18 protein-coding genes are annotated in these 17,691 nt (G+C 68.7%); 5 read left to right on the plus strand and 13 right to left on the minus strand.

The genetic code is table 11. From position 1 onward, the window contains the following. Positions 1-10: 10 nt before the first annotated feature. From E3O19_RS02870 to E3O19_RS18540, 5 genes are all read right to left on the minus strand, one after another. Positions 11-817 carry a crotonase/enoyl-CoA hydratase family protein gene (locus E3O19_RS02870; RefSeq protein WP_241981153.1) on the minus strand — a complete coding sequence of 269 codons (807 nt, stop codon included), beginning with the start codon at positions 815-817 and terminating at the stop codon, positions 11-13. An 86-nt stretch (positions 818-903) separates the two neighbouring features. Then, positions 904-1,737 (minus strand): arginase family protein, encoded by an 834-nt coding sequence (locus E3O19_RS02875; RefSeq protein WP_134565110.1) that lies wholly within the window; start codon positions 1,735-1,737, stop codon positions 904-906. 61 nt (positions 1,738-1,798) lie between these two features. Beyond that, positions 1,799-2,446, minus strand: coding sequence for an NADPH-dependent F420 reductase (locus E3O19_RS02880; RefSeq protein WP_134565111.1), 648 nt, complete (start codon positions 2,444-2,446; stop codon positions 1,799-1,801). 57 nt (positions 2,447-2,503) lie between these two features. Then, entirely contained in the window at positions 2,504-3,250 is a 747-nt protein-coding gene (locus E3O19_RS02885) for a PspA/IM30 family protein (protein WP_134565112.1), read from the minus strand. A gap of 107 nt (positions 3,251-3,357) precedes the next feature. After that, the gene (locus E3O19_RS18540; RefSeq protein ID WP_134565113.1) at positions 3,358-5,442 is read right to left on the minus strand and encodes a TPM domain-containing protein; all 2,085 of its coding nucleotides are present in this window, start codon (positions 5,440-5,442) and stop codon (positions 3,358-3,360) included. Between the two features lie 237 nt (positions 5,443-5,679). Between E3O19_RS18540 and E3O19_RS02895 the strand changes: the two genes are divergently transcribed. Then, the gene (locus E3O19_RS02895; protein ID WP_134565114.1) at positions 5,680-6,498 is read left to right on the plus strand and encodes a gamma-glutamyl-gamma-aminobutyrate hydrolase family protein; all 819 of its coding nucleotides are present in this window, start codon (positions 5,680-5,682) and stop codon (positions 6,496-6,498) included. Positions 6,499-6,650: 152 nt separating this feature from the next. Continuing rightward, positions 6,651-7,496 (plus strand): aldo/keto reductase, encoded by an 846-nt coding sequence (locus E3O19_RS02900; protein WP_134565115.1) that lies wholly within the window; start codon positions 6,651-6,653, stop codon positions 7,494-7,496. Positions 7,497-7,514: 18 nt separating this feature from the next. On the opposite strand, the gene E3O19_RS02905 is transcribed toward E3O19_RS02900, so the two are convergent. Then, positions 7,515-8,732: a trans-sulfuration enzyme family protein gene (locus E3O19_RS02905; protein ID WP_174776881.1), complete on the minus strand. Its 1,218-nt coding sequence runs from the start codon at positions 8,730-8,732 to the stop codon at positions 7,515-7,517. 78 nt (positions 8,733-8,810) lie between these two features. On the opposite strand from E3O19_RS02905, the gene E3O19_RS02910 reads away from it, so the two are divergent. Next, the gene (locus tag E3O19_RS02910) at positions 8,811-9,242 is read left to right on the plus strand and encodes a DUF1294 domain-containing protein (protein WP_134565116.1); all 432 of its coding nucleotides are present in this window, start codon (positions 8,811-8,813) and stop codon (positions 9,240-9,242) included. Between the two features lie 422 nt (positions 9,243-9,664). Here E3O19_RS02910 and E3O19_RS02920 read toward each other — a convergent pair whose 3' ends face one another. From E3O19_RS02920 to E3O19_RS02935, 4 genes are read right to left on the minus strand one after another with little or no spacing between them, the layout of a single operon-like run. Further along, the gene (locus E3O19_RS02920; RefSeq protein ID WP_134565117.1) at positions 9,665-10,135 is read right to left on the minus strand and encodes a hypothetical protein; all 471 of its coding nucleotides are present in this window, start codon (positions 10,133-10,135) and stop codon (positions 9,665-9,667) included. Between the two features lie 32 nt (positions 10,136-10,167). Beyond that, a complete protein-coding gene (locus E3O19_RS02925) occupies positions 10,168-10,749 on the minus strand; it encodes a cysteine hydrolase family protein (protein ID WP_134565118.1) in 582 nt (193 codons plus the stop codon). Positions 10,750-10,756: 7 nt separating this feature from the next. Continuing rightward, positions 10,757-11,605, minus strand: coding sequence for a PIG-L deacetylase family protein (locus E3O19_RS02930; RefSeq protein WP_166804439.1), 849 nt, complete (start codon positions 11,603-11,605; stop codon positions 10,757-10,759). Continuing rightward, the gene (locus E3O19_RS02935; protein WP_241981154.1) at positions 11,602-13,005 is read right to left on the minus strand and encodes a glycosyltransferase; all 1,404 of its coding nucleotides are present in this window, start codon (positions 13,003-13,005) and stop codon (positions 11,602-11,604) included. Before E3O19_RS02935 ends, E3O19_RS02930 begins: the two co-directional genes overlap by 4 nt. Between E3O19_RS02935 and E3O19_RS02940 the strand changes: the two genes are divergently transcribed. Continuing rightward, positions 12,986-13,420 (plus strand): hypothetical protein, encoded by a 435-nt coding sequence (locus E3O19_RS02940; RefSeq protein ID WP_134565120.1) that lies wholly within the window; start codon positions 12,986-12,988, stop codon positions 13,418-13,420. The two genes, E3O19_RS02935 and E3O19_RS02940, sit on opposite strands and share 20 nt — an antisense overlap. A 171-nt stretch (positions 13,421-13,591) precedes the next feature. On the opposite strand, the gene E3O19_RS02945 is transcribed toward E3O19_RS02940, so the two are convergent. Together E3O19_RS02945 and E3O19_RS02950 are read right to left on the minus strand one after the other, a co-directional pair. Beyond that, positions 13,592-14,524: a cytochrome b/b6 domain-containing protein gene (locus tag E3O19_RS02945; protein ID WP_174776882.1), complete on the minus strand. Its 933-nt coding sequence runs from the start codon at positions 14,522-14,524 to the stop codon at positions 13,592-13,594. 215 nt (positions 14,525-14,739) lie between these two features. Further along, on the minus strand, positions 14,740-15,780 hold the full coding sequence (locus E3O19_RS02950; RefSeq protein ID WP_134565121.1) for a zinc-binding dehydrogenase: 1,041 nt from the start codon (positions 15,778-15,780) through the stop codon (positions 14,740-14,742). A gap of 423 nt (positions 15,781-16,203) precedes the next feature. Here E3O19_RS02950 and E3O19_RS02955 point away from each other — a divergent pair, with 423 nt between their 5' ends. Beyond that, positions 16,204-16,494 carry a hypothetical protein gene (locus E3O19_RS02955; protein WP_134565122.1) on the plus strand — a complete coding sequence of 97 codons (291 nt, stop codon included), beginning with the start codon at positions 16,204-16,206 and terminating at the stop codon, positions 16,492-16,494. 209 nt (positions 16,495-16,703) lie between these two features. On the opposite strand, the gene E3O19_RS02960 is transcribed toward E3O19_RS02955, so the two are convergent. Further along, positions 16,704-17,486, minus strand: coding sequence for a VIT1/CCC1 transporter family protein (locus E3O19_RS02960; RefSeq protein WP_241981155.1), 783 nt, complete (start codon positions 17,484-17,486; stop codon positions 16,704-16,706). Positions 17,487-17,691: the final 205 nt, after the last annotated feature.

The raw sequence follows: 17,691 nt of genomic DNA on the forward strand, positions 1-17,691 counted from the left end.
GTTCCCTGGTTCAGCGGCCGAGAAAGGTCGCCGGGGTGCGGGTGAGGAACGACTCCATGCCGATCCGGGAATCCTCGGTCGCGGCCAGGCGGGCCAGGGCGGGCTGCAGTTGCAGCTCGGCTGCAGCGTCGCCGTCGCGCACGGCGGCGCGGGCATTCGCGAGCGTCGCCTGCACGGCGAGCGGCGCCTGGCCGGCGACGCGTTCGGCCAATTCGAGGGCGCGGTCGAACTGGGTGCCGTCCGGCACGACCTCCTGCACGAGACCGATCCGGTGGGCTTCGGCGGCATCGAACGTGTCACCGGTGAGGATCCAGCGCATCGCGTTTCCCCAGCCGGCTGTGCGCGGGAAGCGGATAGTGGCCCCGCCGAAGGGGAGGATGCCGCGGGCCACCTCGATCTGCCCGAACCGAGTCGACTCGGCTGCGATCGAGATGTCGCTGGCGAGCATGAGTTCGATTCCGAGGGTGAGGCAGGTGCCCTGCACGGCCATCACGACGGGTTTGGACAGGGCCTGGCCGTCGACCTGCCAGGGGTGGATTCCGCCCTCTGGCACGATGTCGATGCCGTCCGGCCCGAGGCGCGGCCCGATGTCGGCCAGGTCGAGGCCGGCGGTGAAGTGATCGCCGACGGCATAGACCAGGCCGACGCGCAGGTCGGGGTCACGTTCCAGCTCTCCGTAGGCGAGGGCGAGCTGTTGCAGCAGTGCGAGGTCCGCGGCGTTGCGCTTGTCCGGCCGGTTGAACCCGATCAGGAACACGTGTCCCCGCCGCTCGGTGATGATCCTCGGCTGGTCGGGAACGGGGTTCTGCAGGCTCACGGATGCCTCCCTTGGCGTCGTGACGCTCGGTGCGTCGGTCCCATGCTAAGGGTCGGGCTTCCGGGTGCATTGACGATAACCCCCGGTCAGCGCGAGAGCGCCCCGATGATCCGGAGGATGCTCGGCAGGTCGTCGGGGGCAGTCTCGGGCGAGGCAGGCGCGAAACCCGCGATGGTCGCCCCGGCGAGCGTGAACTCGCCGCGCAGGGCCGTGATCGTGCGATTGAGCGCTTCAAGGCTCAGTCCGAACGGCATCAGGTCGGCCAGCCCGGCCAGCGTGGCCGGGTCGAGCACGTCGAGGTCGATGTGCAGGTAGAACGAGCTGGCGCCGGTGGCTCGCACCGCGGCGAGGAGGGCGTCGGGGGACGCGAGGTCATCGATTGACAGGCTCGTGATGCTGCGATCCTGGATCAGTTCGGCCTCGGCCGGGTCGATGTCCCTGGCCCCGCCGAGGATCACCCGGTCCAGCGGCACGCGGTCGTCGCCCGTCAACGCCAGGCCGTCGGTTCCCTCTCCGGTGATGGCGCGCAGCACCATCCCGTTGAACGCGCCGGAGGGGGACGTCTCCGCCGTGTGCAGGTCAGGGTGCGCGTCGAGCCAGACCAGGGCGAGATCGGCCGGATGCTGCCGGGCGGCATGTTCGACGGAGGCGAGGGACACCCCGCAGTCACCGCCGATCGTCAGCACCGGCGTCGTGGTGGAGCGCAGCGCCGACGCCACGCGCTCGCGCACCATGACCAGGGTGGAGAACCGGTCGATCCCGGTGTCGAGGGAATCGCCTGCCTCGACCGGGACGGGGACCTCCCGCGTTGCGGACGAGGGAAGATCTCCTCGGATGGCCTCCGCCCCGTCACTCAAGCGCATCGCGCGAGGAGAAACCGAACCCTGCCACTGCGGTACGACAACGAAGGTGGGAGCCATACCCTCAGTATGCTCTCCTCCGCTTGCGCCGCGCGAGCGCGGTGTGTGCGCGTGCGTCCGGCTACTGGTCCCGGTACCGCCGCGCCGCGGTCGTGGCATCCCGCAGCTCGCCGGCGTTGAGGCGCGGACCGTAACCGGGAGTGTCTCGCTGGATCCGCCAGCCCTCGGCGAGAGGACCGAGGTTGACCGTGTCGAAGCCGAAGTCGTCGAGCAGAGCGGTCACCGTGGCGGCGGCCGCCGCGTCGTCGCCGGCGACCGCCAGGGCGCGTCGGTTCTCCGATCCGGCGGGTTGCCCGTCCGTGGTCAGGTCGGCCGCGTAGATGTGGTTGAACGCCTTCACGATGGTCGAGGCCGGCAGTCGATCCTGGAGCAGCTCGGCGGTCGTCGTGGTTTCGTTGTCGAGGACGGCGATGTTGCCGTCTCGCTGGGGGTAGTAGTTGTTCGTGTCGATGACGACCTTGCCGGCGAGCTTGCTCACGGGCAGGGTGTCGATCTGGCCAAGCGGGATGGTCACGACGACGAGGTCGCCCGCCGCGGCGGTCTCGGTCGGGGTGGTGGCTCTGGCGCGTGGACCGAGTTCCTCGATGAGCTCGCGCAGGGTTTCCGGCCCGCGCGAGTTGCTGATGACGACGTCATAGCCGTTGGCCACGCTGAGTCGTGCGAGCTGGCTGCCGATATTCCCGGCGCCGATGAGTCCGATTGTTGTCATGTCACCGACAACGACGGGCACCGGCGGGATGTTCCCGCAGGCGCCCGATTGCCAGGACTAGTTTCTCGAGGTCTGCTTCTCGATCTCGCTCGTGCCGCCGTTCTTGAGCGCGGCGAGGCGGGCGTCGACCTCGGTGAGCTCGCCGAGGTCCTCGAGGCTTTCGAACTGGGCGTCGAGGCTGGATGCGGCCAGTTCGCTGGCGCCACGAACCCGGGCCTCTTCGCGGCGGATCTTGTCCTCGAACCGGGAAACCTCGCTGGTCGGGTCCATGATGTCGATGCTCTTGACGGCATCCATCACCTTGGTCTGGGCCTCTGCGGTCTTCGACCGTGCGATCAGTTCGTCCCGCTTGGAGGCGAGCTGGTTCAGCTTCTCCTTCATGGCGTTGAGGCCGTTCTTGAGCTGGGCGACGACGGCCGACTGCGACGCGATCTGGGGCTCGGCGATCTTCGCCTCCTTCTCGGACTGCAGCTGGCGGCCGAGCGCCACCTTCGCCAGGTTGTCGAAGCGGTCAGCGTCGGCGGCGGCTCCTGCGAGCCGCAACTCGTCTGCCTTGCGGCTGGCGGCCAGCGCCTTGCCACCCCATTCCGTGGCCGCTTCCACATCTTCGCGGTGGTCATCCTCGAGCAGGCGCAGGTTGCCGATGGTCTCGGCGATGGCGCTCTCGGCGTCGGCGATGCTGTTGGTGTAGTCGCGCACCATCTGGTCGAGCATGAGCTTCGGATCCTCGGCGGAATCCAGGAGCGCATTGATGTTGGCCTTCGCAAGCTGGGCGATGCGGCCGAAGATGGACTGTTTTGTCATGGCAGTGTCCTTTCGAGGAACAGACGGGTAAGCCCATTCTGTCGGTGTGTGCTGGGGAATGTACCGGTTGTCAGGGAAGAATGCCGGTGACGGATGCCGGGGTGAACCTAGAACCTGCCGCCGCCTCCTCGCCGCGAACGGGTGGCTGCCCCGCCGAATCCGCCGGGAATGCCGAAGCCCCTGCCCCCGCCGCCGCGTCCGCCCCCACCGCCTCCGAAGCCCCCACCGCCGCCGAGGATCGAGTTGATGATGATGCCCCCGAGAATGGCGCCCATCATGCCGTTGCCGCCCCCGCTCCGGGGCCCACCTCCGCCGGCGAAGACGTCGCCGAGGCCGCCGGTCGCCTGGCCTCCCGAGAACCCGTTGACGTCGTTCCGGGCGAGGGTGATGGCGTTCGCGGCCAGGGAGCCGGCCCGGGCGGCCGCGGCGAGGGCAGCATCCGGGTTGGCGGCGCTCGCTGACTCCGCCTCGACCAGGAGTCGACCGGCCTCGGCCAGGCGCGTTCGTGCCTCCGCGCCAACCGCGCCCCGCCTGGCCGTGATGAAGTCCTCGGCGGCGGAGACCTGGGCTCGGGCGGCCAGTAGGTTCTGGTCCAGGGCGGCCTGGGCGCGTCGGGCGCTGGCCACGGCGTCACGCACGCCCTGCAGGGCCGAATCCATCTGGGTGTTGGCGGCCTCGAGCCGCTGCATCAGTTCGAGCGGGCTGATCCGGGCGGCCCCGAGCCGGCCGGTCACCTCGCCGATGACCTGCTCGGTGGCGGCGATCACGCCGGGTAGGGCGCCGGAGGCGGAGGTGTCCGCGGGCAGCCCGCGGGCCGTGACCAGGTCGGCCTGCAGCTCGGTGACGGTCGAGGCCACGCTGGCGGTCGCGGTCTGGAGGTCCGCGCCGAGCCGGTCGACGGCGTCGATCAGCAGCCTGGCCTGGTCGATCGATTCCTCGGCCGCGCGCACACCCACGGCGGCTGCGGTGGTCTCGCCGGCGCTCAGGCGGGTGGTCGACTCGGCCAGGGCTGCCCCGGCGAACGCGATCCGCTCGCGCGCCTGGCGCGGGTTGTCGGCGACAGTGGCGATCGCGTTGTCGGTGTACCGGGCGGCCAGGGCGGCCAGGGCCGCGTCGGCCGAGGTGACGCGCGCCTCGATCGTGGCGACCTCCAGGGTTGCCGAGGCAACGGCCGCCGGTGCCTTCTTCTCCAGCTGCCGGAGTGCGTCGAAGTCGTCGATCTGCTCGTCGAGCGCTGTGTTGGCCCGGCCGCACAGGTCGACGATCCCCGCATACCAGGTCCGCTGCTGTTCCTCCGAGTCCGGCTCTGAGTCGTCGAGCCGTTGCTGCAGGGTGAATGCCTCGGTAAGTTGGGCCTTGGCGGTTGTCAGGGCTCTCTGGAAGGCGTCCGTCGTCGCGGAGCCGTACTGGGCGATTGCGAAGCCGAGTTCCTGTTCGCTCGACTTGACCGCGTCATCCGTCTGCACCAGCGCGCCCGCCGCTCGTCGCTTCAGCTCTATGGTCGGTGGTGCCTGCAGAACCGTCGGCGGCGTCCCGGCCGGCGGGAGGGCGGGGCGCCGCCTCCCGCGCACGATGAAGAAGACCACGGCGCCCACGACGAGGAGGGCGATCACGATCAGGATCATCAGGACGATGCCGATCGATCCGCCGACAGACCGGCCGGGTGCGGCGTCGCCCGGGGTGATCTCGGGGGCGGTAATGGTGCCGCCCGTGATGCCGGCGGCGAGGCCGTTCGCCGCCCCGATGGCCGCGCCCGCCCAGTCGTTCACCCGAAGTGCGGGCTCGATCGCGACGGTCTCGACCTCGCGGAGCTGGGCATCCGTCAAGGCGAAGTCGGGGGCGACCGACAGCTGGTACTCGCGGTCGCCGGTGGCGATGGCCAGCAGCACGTCGTTAGTGCCGAGACCGTTGTCGTCGGCGGTCTTGTCCGCCCACTGCTGGCGGTCAGCCACCCCGGTGAACGCGTCGACGTAGACGACGAAGAGGTCGGTGCGCGTGTCGGCGTAGAGCTTGTCGAGGGCGGCGTTCACTGCGGCAATGCGTGCGGTGACCGCGCCGACCTTGTCCGCGATGTGGCTCGCGCCGAAGGTGACCGGGTCTTCGGCCCAGGCGAGGGTGGGAGCGGCAAGGGCGGGAACGGAGAAGGCGAACAGCGCCGCCATCGAGACCGGGATCAACCACCGTGACCGCATGGACCCACATCCTCACAAAACCGTCGATGCTCTGGCGTCTCTCGTGCCGAGCCTAGAATGGTCTGGCGTGACGCGTCCAGGAACCGGCGAGAGCACTTTCGCCGGGCAGAGGGAGCGGCCGATACGTCAGCGGTGGGCCGCCCTTCCGTACTGTTTCAAACTGTTACGGGGCCGCTGGCGGGATTGGGGTCCAGTCTCCAGACTGGTCAAACCACATCAATCGGAGCGGAGGCGAATATGACCGGGCAGGTGACACCCTCGCAACTAGCCGCTTTGGCCTTCGCTCCCGAGCCCGGCTCCACTGCGACCCTGCCCCGCCTCGCCATTGTCGAGGTCACCCGCCACCGACCGGACCGGCAGGCTTACCACGCCAAGGTTCAGGTGCTCAACGCCGCCGCGGTCTCCGCCGGAGAGCAGGGCGGCTGGCGAGTCACGCGTCTCGCGGCCGCCGATATGACCCCGGCCGAACTGCTCGAAGCGACCGACGGCTGCGACGCCATCCTGATCATGGGTGGCGAGGACATCACGCCCCGGTTCTACGGCGGCGCAGACGGCTACGAGGGTGAAACCCGCCACTACCACACGGCCGACGAGGGGCAGATCGCCCTCGTGCGCCGCGCAGTGGAGCGGGACACCCCGCTCCTCGGAATCTGCCGCGGACTGCAGGTCATCAACGTCGCCCTCGGCGGCGGCATCGTGCAGCACATCGAAGACGGCATCCACCGCAATATCGACGTACCGGTCGACCAGACTCTGCGGGAGCACCCCGTCGAGCTCCTCGGCGCCAGCGGACTGCGCGATAGTCTCGGCTCCGTCGCCGTCTCGGTGCAGAGCGCCCACCACCAGAGCGTCGGCAGGCTCGGCGCCGGCCTGGTTCCCGTGGCGATCGCCCCGGACGGGCTCGTCGAGGCGGTCGAACACGAGTCGGCGCCGATCACCGGGGTGCAGTGGCACCCCGAGGCACCGGAGGCCCCGGCCGAGCAACTGCCGCTCATCCTCGCGTCGTTGCAGCGCCAGGTTGCCGACGCACGCGTCGCCGATCTCGTCGCAGCCTGACCGTTCGGGCTGATCGTTCGCGCTGCCGTTCGGACCGGTCGTCCGACCTGACCATTCGCAGGGTTCGGGAATGCCGGACCCCCGTCGCCGGGTTGGGGGTGAGGTGTGCACGGTCATCCGCGCACCGTCCCCGACAGAAGGAGAATCCCGGAATGACGGCAGCAGTCTCAGCAGTTCCCACCATCACGCTGAACAACGGGCAGGCGATCCCCGAGCTCGGTTTCGGCGTGTTCCAGATCGAACCGGCCGATACCAAGCGTGCCACCCTGGCGGCGCTGGAGGTCGGCTATCGCCACATCGACACCGCCGAGATGTACGGCAATGAGCAGGGCGTCGGCGAGGCCGTGCGTGAATCCGGCATCGAACGCTCCGCTGTGTTCGTGACCAGCAAGCTGAACAATGGCTTCCACAAGCGGGCGGATGCCCTCGCCGCGTTCGACACGAGCCTGGCCACCCTCGGATTGGACTACCTTGACCTGTTCCTGATCCATTGGCCGCTTCCGGCCGTCGGCGACTTCGTCGAGACCTGGCAGGCCCTGGAAGAGCTGCACGCCTCCGGACGGGTGAAGGCCATCGGCGTCTCCAACTTCCAGCAGCACCACCTGCAGCGCCTCTTCGACGAGACGGGCACCATTCCCGCAGTCAACCAGATCGAGGTCCACCCGTACCTGACCCAGGACGACCTGCGCGCGTTCAACAAGGCCCACGGCATCGCGACCGAGGCCTGGTCGCCGATCGCCCAGGGCAAGGTGCTCGGTGATCCCGTGATCACGGCGATCGCCGAGCGGGTCGGCCGCTCCGCCGCCCAGGTCACCCTGCGCTGGCACCTGCAGCGCGGCGATATCGTCTTCCCGAAGTCGGTGACCCGCAGCCGGGTAGAGGAGAACTTCGCCCTCTTCGACTTCGAACTCACCGATGACGACGTCGCGGCCGTCACGGCGCTGAACCGCAACGAGCGGACCGGCCCGAACCCGGACGAGTTCAACTACATCCCGTAACCGCCCACGCCGTAACGCTCACGGGAATGTCGCGGTGAGGGCTGCGGAGAGGTCGGCGACCAGGTCGTCGGCGTCTTCCAGCCCCACCGAGAGCCGCAGATGGCCGAACTCCCGGAACTCCGGCGGGTAGGCCGCCACTCGCGGGCCGGAGGCGTCGACGTGCACGATCAGGGTCTCGTCATGTCCGAGTGACACCGCCGAGGTGATCACTCGGAGGTTCGACACGAATCGGTTCTGGGTGGCCGCGTCGCCGGTCACCGCGAACGCCATCATGGCGCCGAACCCCTGGCTGAACTGGCGCACCGCGACGGCGTGCTGCGGATGCGAGGCCAGTCCCGGGTAGGCGACGTAGGCCACCCGCGGATCGGCCTCGAGGAACTCGGCGACCAGCGCAGCGGAAGCGCAGTGCTGGCGCAGTCGAAGCGGCAGGGTGACCGAGCCGCGCATGATCAGCCAGGCGTTGAATGGGCTGATCACGCCGCCCACGTCGACCATGGCATCGAGCTTGATCCGACGGATCAGGTCTGCGCGGCCGATGACGGCGCCGCCCATTGCGTCGCCGTGCCCGTTGATGTACTTCGTCAGCGAGTGCACGACGAGGTCGGCGCCCAGCGCGAGCGGGCGGAACAGCGGCGGGGGAGTGAAGGTGTTGTCGATGGAGAGCAGGGCTCCGGCCGCGTGGGCGATGCCGGCGATGGCTGCGACATCCGTGACCTTGGTGGTCGGGTTGCCGACCGACTCGATGTGCACAAGCCGGGTTTCGGGACGGATTGCGGCCCGCACGGCGTCGAGGTCGGTCGGGTCGACGAAGCTGGCCCTGATGCCGTACTTCTCCGGCAACAGTTCGGTGAAAAGCCGGAAGACGGCCTCGTAGGTCACGTCGGCGACGACGACGTGGTCACCGGTCTTCAGCAGTGTGAAGAAGATCGCGTGCAGCGCGGCGACTCCACTGGCGAGGGCAACGGCATCCTCACCACCCTCGAGCACGGCAAGCTTACGTTGCAGACCCAGCTGGTTGGCGCCGCTGTTGCGGGTATACAGGGGAACGTCGGTGCCCGACCAGCTCAGAGCCGCGGGGTCGTCGGGGAGCGCGTATGAATTCGCCATCACGATGGGTGTGCGGAGCGCACCGGACCCGGCGTCGATCTCGTTGCCGGCGTGCACCGACTGGGTGGCGAAGCCGAGGCTGTGCGGGTCGTGCTTGTCGGGGCGAGGCAGGATGCGCGGCGAGGTCATGCCTTCCAACCTACGGGGGAACGCCGCCGTGCGTCGGAACGTTACGCTCGTCTCATGGGCTAGGGCAGAACACGAAGCATGCCGGTGCGCCGGAACCCGGGGCGCGGGTCGGATTCACCGCGCCGGTCGGGCTCGCAGCGGCCCGGGTCCGGTGCGGGCGCCTACCTCGCCATTCCGGCGTTTCTCGCGATCTGCCTGGTCGTGAACGCCATCTGGCCGCTGTCTGCCTGGGTTGCGGGCTTCTACCTCGCCGCTAGTGTGTGCTGCTTCGTCGCCTACGCGGTGGACAAATCGGCGGCCTCGGCGGGCCGTTGGCGGGTGCCGGAGAGCACCCTGCTCATCTGGGGGGCTGTGGGCGGCTGGCCCGGTGCCATCGTCGCCCAGCAGACCCTCCGTCACAAGACGAGGAAGGCTGGCTTTCGTTCGGCTTTCTGGGGGAGCGTCGTGCTGAATGTGATGGCCTTCGTCGGGTTGTCCGCAGTGCTGCTGTCCGGCGTGATGGCCGGATAGCCGTTTCAGCGCAAACGCTCCCGGCTTGCCGGCCCCGGGGACCGCCGGGTTCTCCAGACCGACAGTTTCTGCAGATAGATGCCGAGGGAGCAGGGATCGTAATCTCAGAAGGGTGGGTCGTCGGGGTGGTCCGACGAGGTGGGTCGGCTGGACTCGGTGACGGCGGCCGCTGCGCCCGTCGGTGGTCCGTCGGTGGTCAGGTGGGGAGCACGGTGGGGAGCACGGCGGGGAGCACGGCGGGTTGGGGACTGTGTATCGGTCCCGGCCGACGGTGAGGATCACCTCGGTTTCGGGGTGGGTGAGCAGCCGGGTGAGCAGCCGGGTGAAGCTCGGCGCCCGCGATGCCAGATCCCGGGCCGTGTCCGGATCGATCGGCCCGTACCCCTCGAGGTAACCCGGAGCGTCACGGTGCCCGAGAAGCGTCACGGTACCCGAAGAGCGTCAGCACGGGAACGGTGACCTGCACGGTCGCTCTCACCCCGATGCCCACGCCGGTGGGGGTGACACCTCGGGCGGGATCGACCAGGCCTGGCCGACCACGGTCTGCGCGTGCCGGTAACTGATCCGCCGCCCGCCAGGGCCGCCCGGGCCGCGGGCTGGTCGTTGGTAAGGGCCAGGCTCTCCTCGAGCAGGTTCACTGCGGTGCGCTCGGGGATCCGCAGCGTCGCGGCCAGTTCCCTGGAGAGCTCGCGCGCGGCGATCTCCTCCCAGGTCCAGAAGGACCGCGCATCCAACAGACTGGACGCGGTTTGGGCCTCGCTTAACCGGCGGGTCTGGTCGATCCCCTCCGCCCGCACCGCGAAACACTGCCTGATCACCCGGTCGGCCACCCCGACAGCGTCAAAGAGCAGCCCGAGCTGCTGTTGGGCCGGGCCTGATTTCGACGGGCTCAATCACCGCGGGGGAGATCGGTCGGGCTCGCGGCTCAGACCAGGGGGAGCAACTCTGCGGTTCTGGTCACCGTGGCGAACCCGCCGGCGGCCAGGTTGAGGGCCGTCATGCGCATGACTTCATCCGCAGTGGCCGACATGGTGGCCCCGTTTCTTGGCGCCAGTTCGACCAGACCGAAGGTGCGGGTGGCGTCCAGGGGAACGATCACGTCGTAGCCGAGGTTTCCGCCCATCCGGGCGGTAGTTTCCACACACATATTGGTTTGGATACCGCAGATCACGAGCTGGTGGATGCCCTGCCGGCCCAGCCACTCGTGCAGGTCCGGGTCGCCGATGAAGGCAGAGTTGACGTTCTTGGTCACCAGCAGGTCGGCCGGGAGTGCGGCGACGCTCGGTTTGAGCGAATTTCCCGGCTGCCCGGGATGGAGTGATGATCCCGCATTCTTGCTGTCGTGACGCACGACGACGATCGGCCGGCCGGTCGAGACCCAGGCCTCGGCGAGGGCGTCGATGTTGTCCTCACAGCCGAGGTTGGTGGTGGAGCCCCATTCGGATTCATCGAATCCCTGCTGCACGTCGATGATGACGAGTGCCGCGTTCTTGTCAATGCTGGTCATCCCTCAATCAAACCCCCTTTTGCCTGCCTCGTGTGCCGTGGCGCCCGAGGGAGTCGGGATCCAGGTGAGAATCGACGACATCGGTGAGGCCCTGGCTAGGGTCTCGGAGGCTGGCGGATTGTCCCGGAAGGACCCGGAGGCCGATCCCTGTCTTTATCGGATCCCTCTGCCCGCCGGAGTGCACGATGTCCGAACCATCGACGGTGAGCTGGCTGGCGTGACAGCGGAGGGCGGTGGTCACCGTGGTCAGGTGCCGGTCGAGGTCGAACCACTCGCCGTCGTCGGCGGGCTCGTGCAGGATCTCCGCGAATGGCGTGCCGACGGCGCGACACGCGGCGAGCGCGGCGACGTGCATGCGCACATGGTCAGGGTGGCCGTAGCCCCCGCCACTGTCGTAGCTGATGACGAGCGCCGGCCGCAGCGCCAGGATGAGGGCCGCGACATCCGCCACCACCTCGTCCAGGGGTGCGATCGCGAGGGCGTCGTCCTCGTCGTCGGCCGCCGGCCCGGCAAGTCCCGGACGGATCCAGGTCATGCCCGAGTCCCGGTAGCGGCGCGGGGCCAGTCCGGCTTCCCGAGCGGGCGGCTCACCGAGCCAGAACCGTTCCGAGACTCCGAGTGCGGCCGTCGCCCGCTGCAACTCGCGTTCCCGCTCCGTGGTCAACGCGGCCGTGCCCTCGAGGTCCGAGAGCGGCCCGGGAACGACCTCGCCACGCTCGCCGCGGGTGGCGGTGAGCAGCGAAACGCGGATGTCCCGAACGACCGATTCCGCGATCAGCGCGCCGGTGGAGATCGTCTCATCGTCGGGGTGGGCGTGCACGACGAGCACGGAGGTGACCAGGTCGAGGAGGCTCACGCGATTGCGAGGTGCTGCCGGTCGGCGCCGGGGCCGACGAGAGCCCGGTAGACGAGGAGCAGACCGGCGGCCGACCTGGGCCAGTCCAGGACTTCCGCGTGCTTGCGCCCCGCGTCGGACAGGCGTTTGGCCAGTCCCGGGTTCGACAGGACCGTGGTGATGGCTCCGGCCCAGACCGCAGGGTCGCGTGACTCGAGCACCACGCCGGTGTCGCCGTGCAGAACAGCCTCGCGCAGGCCCCCGGATGCCGCGGCGACCACGGGCACGCCGCTCGCCGCTCCTTCGAGGGCGACCAGGCCGAAGGTCTCGGAGTGGGAAGGGATGAGCACCACGCGTGCCCCGCGCAGCAGGGCAGCCAGGGCGACCCGGGACTGCGGGCCCACGAACCGCACTCCGGTTTCGATCCCGTGCCTGGCTGCGAGTGACCCCAGTTCGTCGACGTACCCGTCGAAATCGGCGGAGGTGTCCCCGGCGATGACCAGCTCGGGGCGCACCGCTTCCGGCACCGCCGCGATAGCCTCGATCGCGAGGTCCAGGCCCTTCAGCGGCTGCAGTCGCGCGGCCACGATCGCATAGCCGCGGCCCGCGTCGGGTTCCGGAGTCGTCGGACGGAAGAGACCCCCGTCGACCCCGGGCGGCACGATGGCTACCCGGTCGGGTGACCCGCCGAGGCTTTGCACCACGGTCTCGGCCTCGGCGGCGCTGATCGCCACGATGGCGTCGGATTCGTGAGCGAGCCAGACCTCGCCGGCCATCCGCCCAGGCGATTCCGGGCGCTCCCCGGCCGACAACGGGGTGGACGCGTCGGCCGCGATGCTGTGGAAGCTCTGCACATGAGGCACCCCGCAGAGGCGGGCGAGAGGCAGTGCGGCCATCCCGGAGAACCAGTGGTGCGAGTGGTAGATGTCGTAGGGGCCCATGGTGCTCATCCGCAGCCGGAACTCTTCGATGAACGCCTCATGGTCGCCCTTGGCCACGGGCTCTGCCGGGCCGGCATCGAGGAACCGTAGGGTGACCCCGGGGGTGAGCTGCACGGTGCCGGCAAGCTCGAACGACGAGCGCCGGGTCAGGATGTCGACGGTGTGCCCGGCCGCAGCCAGGGCCGCCGCCTGCTCGCGGACCACGACGTTCATGCCTCCGGCGTCGCCCGAACCGGGCTCGGCGCCGGGCGAGGTGTGCAGGCAAACGAGCGCGATGTGGAGGGGAGGCAACAGGTGAGGCACCAGAAGATCGTAGCCCAGCAGGTTCGGTGTTCTCTGGGACGGATTTCCGCGCTCGGTGCGGTCCGGCCGATAGTCTGTCGGGATGGGGACCAGAGGAAGATTCTGGAAAGTCGGCCCGACGATTGCGTTGGCCGTGTCGGTTTCAGTGGTTGTGGTCGTGGTCGTGGTCGTGATCATCAGCCAGAACGTACACACGGACAGGCCGACCAGCCGCGACGGAGTGATCGAGGAAGTGCTCGTTGACGTCGATTCGATCACCGCGACCCTCCCCGCGGGCACCGTCACGGCCTCCTCGGACACAAGCAACGCCTCTGCCTGCCCGGGAGGCGGCGGCGAAGAAATCGCCGTGTCCCGCACGATGACCGTCGGGCCCGACTTCGACCGCTACGCCTGGATCGAGAGCGTCACCCGGCGCTACAAAGACCGGGGCTGGAGCGTCACGCTGCGCACCCTGGGCAGCCAGGGCCACCTCGCACTCAAATTCGTCGGCCAGCAGCTCCTCATCTACCGGGTCACCATCACGGATGAGACCGGTGAAGTGCAGGTGATCATCCGATCGACCTCCCGGTGCACGGAGCCAGCGGCATCCTGACCGGGGCGCATCCTGACCTGGACTCAGGCGTTCCCCTGGCCTGCGCCGGACCCACGGTCACACCTGCCGCCTGCTGCCGTGGATGGACTGGATCACCGACAAGGCCGACGAGAACGTGGCCCAGTGACGAGGTCGAGCCCGGCCTGGCCGGACACACCGATACAGCGCGACTCAGCGAGTCGTGACGGTGCCGCCAAGTGAGGCGACAGCTCGTAGCAGGCGGGGACAGGCGGCGAACCAGGCCACGACCATCACGGCCAGCGACGCGGCGAAGATCCAAAAACCGGTCCAGCCTCCGTCGCTCGTCGCCGCATACATGTGGTTCAGATTGCGGAGCGCTCCGGTCGCGAGAACCAGAGTGATGTGCACCGCGATGAAGACCAGGAAGAAGACCATCACGCCGACATGAACGGCCCGGGTCACGGCGATCGGGACCAGTTTGCTCAGCCTTCGAGAGCTCCAGAGCGGCGAGAGACGGATGCCGGTGGCCAGGGCGAGGGGCGCGGCCACGAACACGATGCTGAAGTAGCTCAGGGTCTGCAGGGCGTTGTAGTTCACCCAGCCGTCACCGACGGGCCAGCCCAGCGAGGCGTACTGGATCGCCGCCGAGACGGCGTTCGGGACGATGTCCCAGCTGACCGGCACGATCCGCACCCACTGGCCGGTGGCGAAGAGCAGCGCGTAGAAGACCAGTCCGTTGAGCACCCACAGGACATCGACGGTGAGGTGCAGCCAGACGTTGATTCCCATCCGGGCCGGTGCCCGCCGGGTGCGCAGGGCGCCGATGTTCCGCCGGGTCCAAAACATGGCCGGCCGCCCGGCCGTACGGATCTGCCAGCCCGAACGCACGATGAACAGGATGAAGAAGACGTTCAGGCCGTGCTGCCAGGCGAGCCAGGCGGGAAACCCGACGGGCGCCCCGGCCGGAAGGGGTGAGGCGCCCGGATACTCGGCGAGGAAGGACTGCACCGCGGGCAGGGCGCGAATGCCTCTCGCGGCCAGCACCGCGGCGGCAAGGGCGAGGATCGCGACCGGGACAGCCCAGGCCAGCGTGAGCCAGGTGCTCCGGCCCGAGCCGAAGAGCCGGGAGCTCTCCGCGGTCACCGGTCACCCCGCCGGGCGATCGCGTTGTGCGGCATGAGGGTGGGTCTTTCTGGTCAGGCGGAAGCGGTCTGGACGTCGGCGCGCGGGGCACCGACTATGCCATCATCGACCATTTCGCCTTCGGCGGCGCGTGTGCGTCCTAAAACAACGAAACCCGGGCGCGCTGGTCACTCACGCGCGAGTCAAACATCCGTCTCCCGCGAGCACGGGCCTGCCTAGTGCGGCAGGAGAACGATCTTGCCGATGTGCCGGCGCGTGGAGAATTCTTCCTGGGCCTTCGCGATCTCGGCCATGCTGAAAGTGCTGCTGACCTGGGGGCTGACCTGCCCACCGCGAGCGAGGTCGACCAGCCTGCGGAAATGAACACGCGTGTGCATGGAAGAGCCGATCAACTGAACATTGTGGAGGTAAAGACGACGCAGGTCGAACTCAACGACCGGTCCTGCCACGGCACCGGCGATCACCCACCGGCCGTTGTCGCGGAGCAGCGGCATCAGTGCGGCGAGTCCCGGTCCGCCGGCGATGTCGGCAACCACGTCCAGGCCGTTCGGAGCGGCGGCGCTGATCTGGGCGAGGACGTCGGACGAATCCCGGCTGAACACCTGGGCAGCCCCGTTCGCGAGGACGGCGTCCCCTTTCGAGCCGCTGGTGATCGCCAGCACGTGCGCGCCTCGAGCCGCCGCCAACTGAACCAACGCGAGTCCGACGCCCCCGGATGCGCCCGTCACGAGCGTTGTCTCGCCCGAGCGTACGTTCGCGCGATCAAGCATCCCGATCGCCGTGCCGAACGCCACCGGCAGGCAGGCCAGCTGCTCGTCGGACAACGGGGAGTCCTGCACGTCGTGCGCATGCGAGGCATTCACGGCGACGTACTGCGCGAACCCGCCGTCGGCCTCGCTGCCCAGGTAGCCCACCGGCGACGCGTCCTCGTCATCGGACCCGTAGAGCGCAGGGTCGACCAACACGCGTCGCCCCACCAGCTCGCCGGTCACGCCCGGCCCTACCTCGACGATGATCCCGGCGACGTCTCCACCCTGGATGCGCGGGAAATCAAACGTTCCCAGCCAGCCGGCCTGCGCCGAGGGGTCATCGGGCAGCCCGTATGCTCCCTGACGCGTCCAGATGTCCGTGTTGTTGACCGCAGCCGCGGTGACTTTCACCAGCACCTGGCCGTCGTGCGGCCGGGGGCGGGGCCAGTCATGGTGCAGTTCGAGTGAGTCGGGGCCGCCGAATCTTGTCAATACGGCTGCGGTCATGACGTTGTCCATCTGTCAAGCCTGCCAGCCTCAGCGGGATTGTGCGAAAGCCGCCTCGCGCCGGAGGTACGGCGGGTGCCTGGGCGCGCCTGATCCCCGCGCTCCAGACAGTGCGACGAACGTGGTCGTTGTCGACATCCGACGGCGCCAGTTCCAAGCGCCGTCCTAACACCCGGTCACCGCTTCAGGCCAATGCGGCCAGGGCGTCTCGACGCGCGTCAACGACGACCCGAGCCCCCGATCGGCGGACAATCGATCCGAGCGTGACGGGGGAGTCGTCGATGTGCTGCGGCTGGTCGAGCGGTTCGTCGGTTCGTGACTCTTCTCGCATAGCCCGCAGCTGCGGAGGCTCGACGTTTTGTTTTAGTGGCTGTGACGGTGGTGTGTGTCGGGGTAGTGCTCGTGGGTGTGAGTCACGGTGTCATGGTGATGTTCGTGCCGATGCCAGGTGCCGACGGCCACGGGCTCGGGGTGGTCGTGCTGGTGGTGTTCGTCGTGGGTATGCCGGTGATTGTGGGTCAGCGGTTCGTGGGTGTGCTCGTGCTCGTGTCGCTCGGTCAGGTGGAGCCAGATCGCTGCTCCCATCAAGAGAGCAGCGAAGAGGAGCGGCCAGGTGGCTGGCTCGCCGAATGCGATGGCGATGAGCGCCCCGACAAAGGGAGCGATCGAGTAGTACGCCGGCGCGGGCAGTGCCGACGTGCCGCATTCCGCTGATGAACAGGGTAAGGCTGACACCGTGCGCGAAGAAGCCGACAACGAGTGCTCCGGCGATGGTCGGGATCGCGGGAGCTGGGCCCCGAGGGCGAAGGCGCGGATCAGGTTCACGGGACCTGCGACGACGCCTTTCACGGCGGCCAGCCTGAGGCGGTACGGATGTTCGACAGTCGGCTGTTCCCAGAGGGGGAAGCTCGTGCGAACAGCAGCTACACGATGCCGGTGGTGCCGAGGAGGGAGCCGATCAGGAAGGTAACGACGAGGGCCGCAGCCCCCCCGATGACCACACGCAGGACTGCGCGCAGCTTTGGGCTGCCGCCGAGCTGGGCGCCGGTGTATCCCGTTATCACGAGGGCGACGAGCACGGCGACAAACGTGATCGGCACACGGACGCTCTCCGGGGGAACCAGAATGGCCAGCAGCGGCAGCAGGGCGCCGAGCGTGAAGGCCGCGGCGGAGACCCAGGCGGCGTGCCAGGAGCTGACGACGTCGTCCTCTGCGATGTTGTGCTCGGCGAGAAGGTGCGCCTTGACCGGGTCGAGCGCGGTGAACTCGACGGCGACCTGACGCGCGGTCGCGGGGGCGAGGCCCTGTTTCTCGTAGAGCGTGACGAGTTCTTCGAGTTCACCGTCTGGATCGACGAGCAGCTCATGCTTCTCCGCCGCGATGAGCGCGCGCTGGCTGTCGCTCTGGCTGCTGACCGAAACGTATTCCCCGAGCGCCATGGAGATGGCACCGCCGATCAGGCCGGCAGAACCCGCCGCGGCGATGGCCGTCGTCGAGCCGCTTGCACCGGCAACACCGACGACGAGGGCCGCGACGGACACGATGCCGTCGTTGGCGCCGAGCACCCCGGCGCGGAGCCAGTTCAGGCGGCCGGCATGACTGCTGGGCTGGGTCTCGTCGGTGTGCTCGACGGGCGTGATGTGCTCGGCGCGTTCGCGACCAACAAGGCTGGCAATACGGGGGGCAAGGGAAGTCATGATGCTCATCAGACCATGCCTGGACCGGGGCCGCCAGCGTGGAAAGCCTTACCTCACCTGCCTTCTGCTGCCCTCAAGCGAAGCCATGCCGAACGCAGGCATCGCGTGGTTCGTCGCCAAGGCCAACACGGTTGGCCAGTTCACGCGGGTGCAGCGAATGCTCGGTTTGAACCTCGCGAATGAGATTGCGACGGACCAGTATCAACTGGCCGTC

Source organism: Cryobacterium algoritolerans (assembly GCF_004402785.1).
GTDB classification, from domain to species: domain Bacteria; phylum Actinomycetota; class Actinomycetes; order Actinomycetales; family Microbacteriaceae; genus Cryobacterium; species Cryobacterium algoritolerans.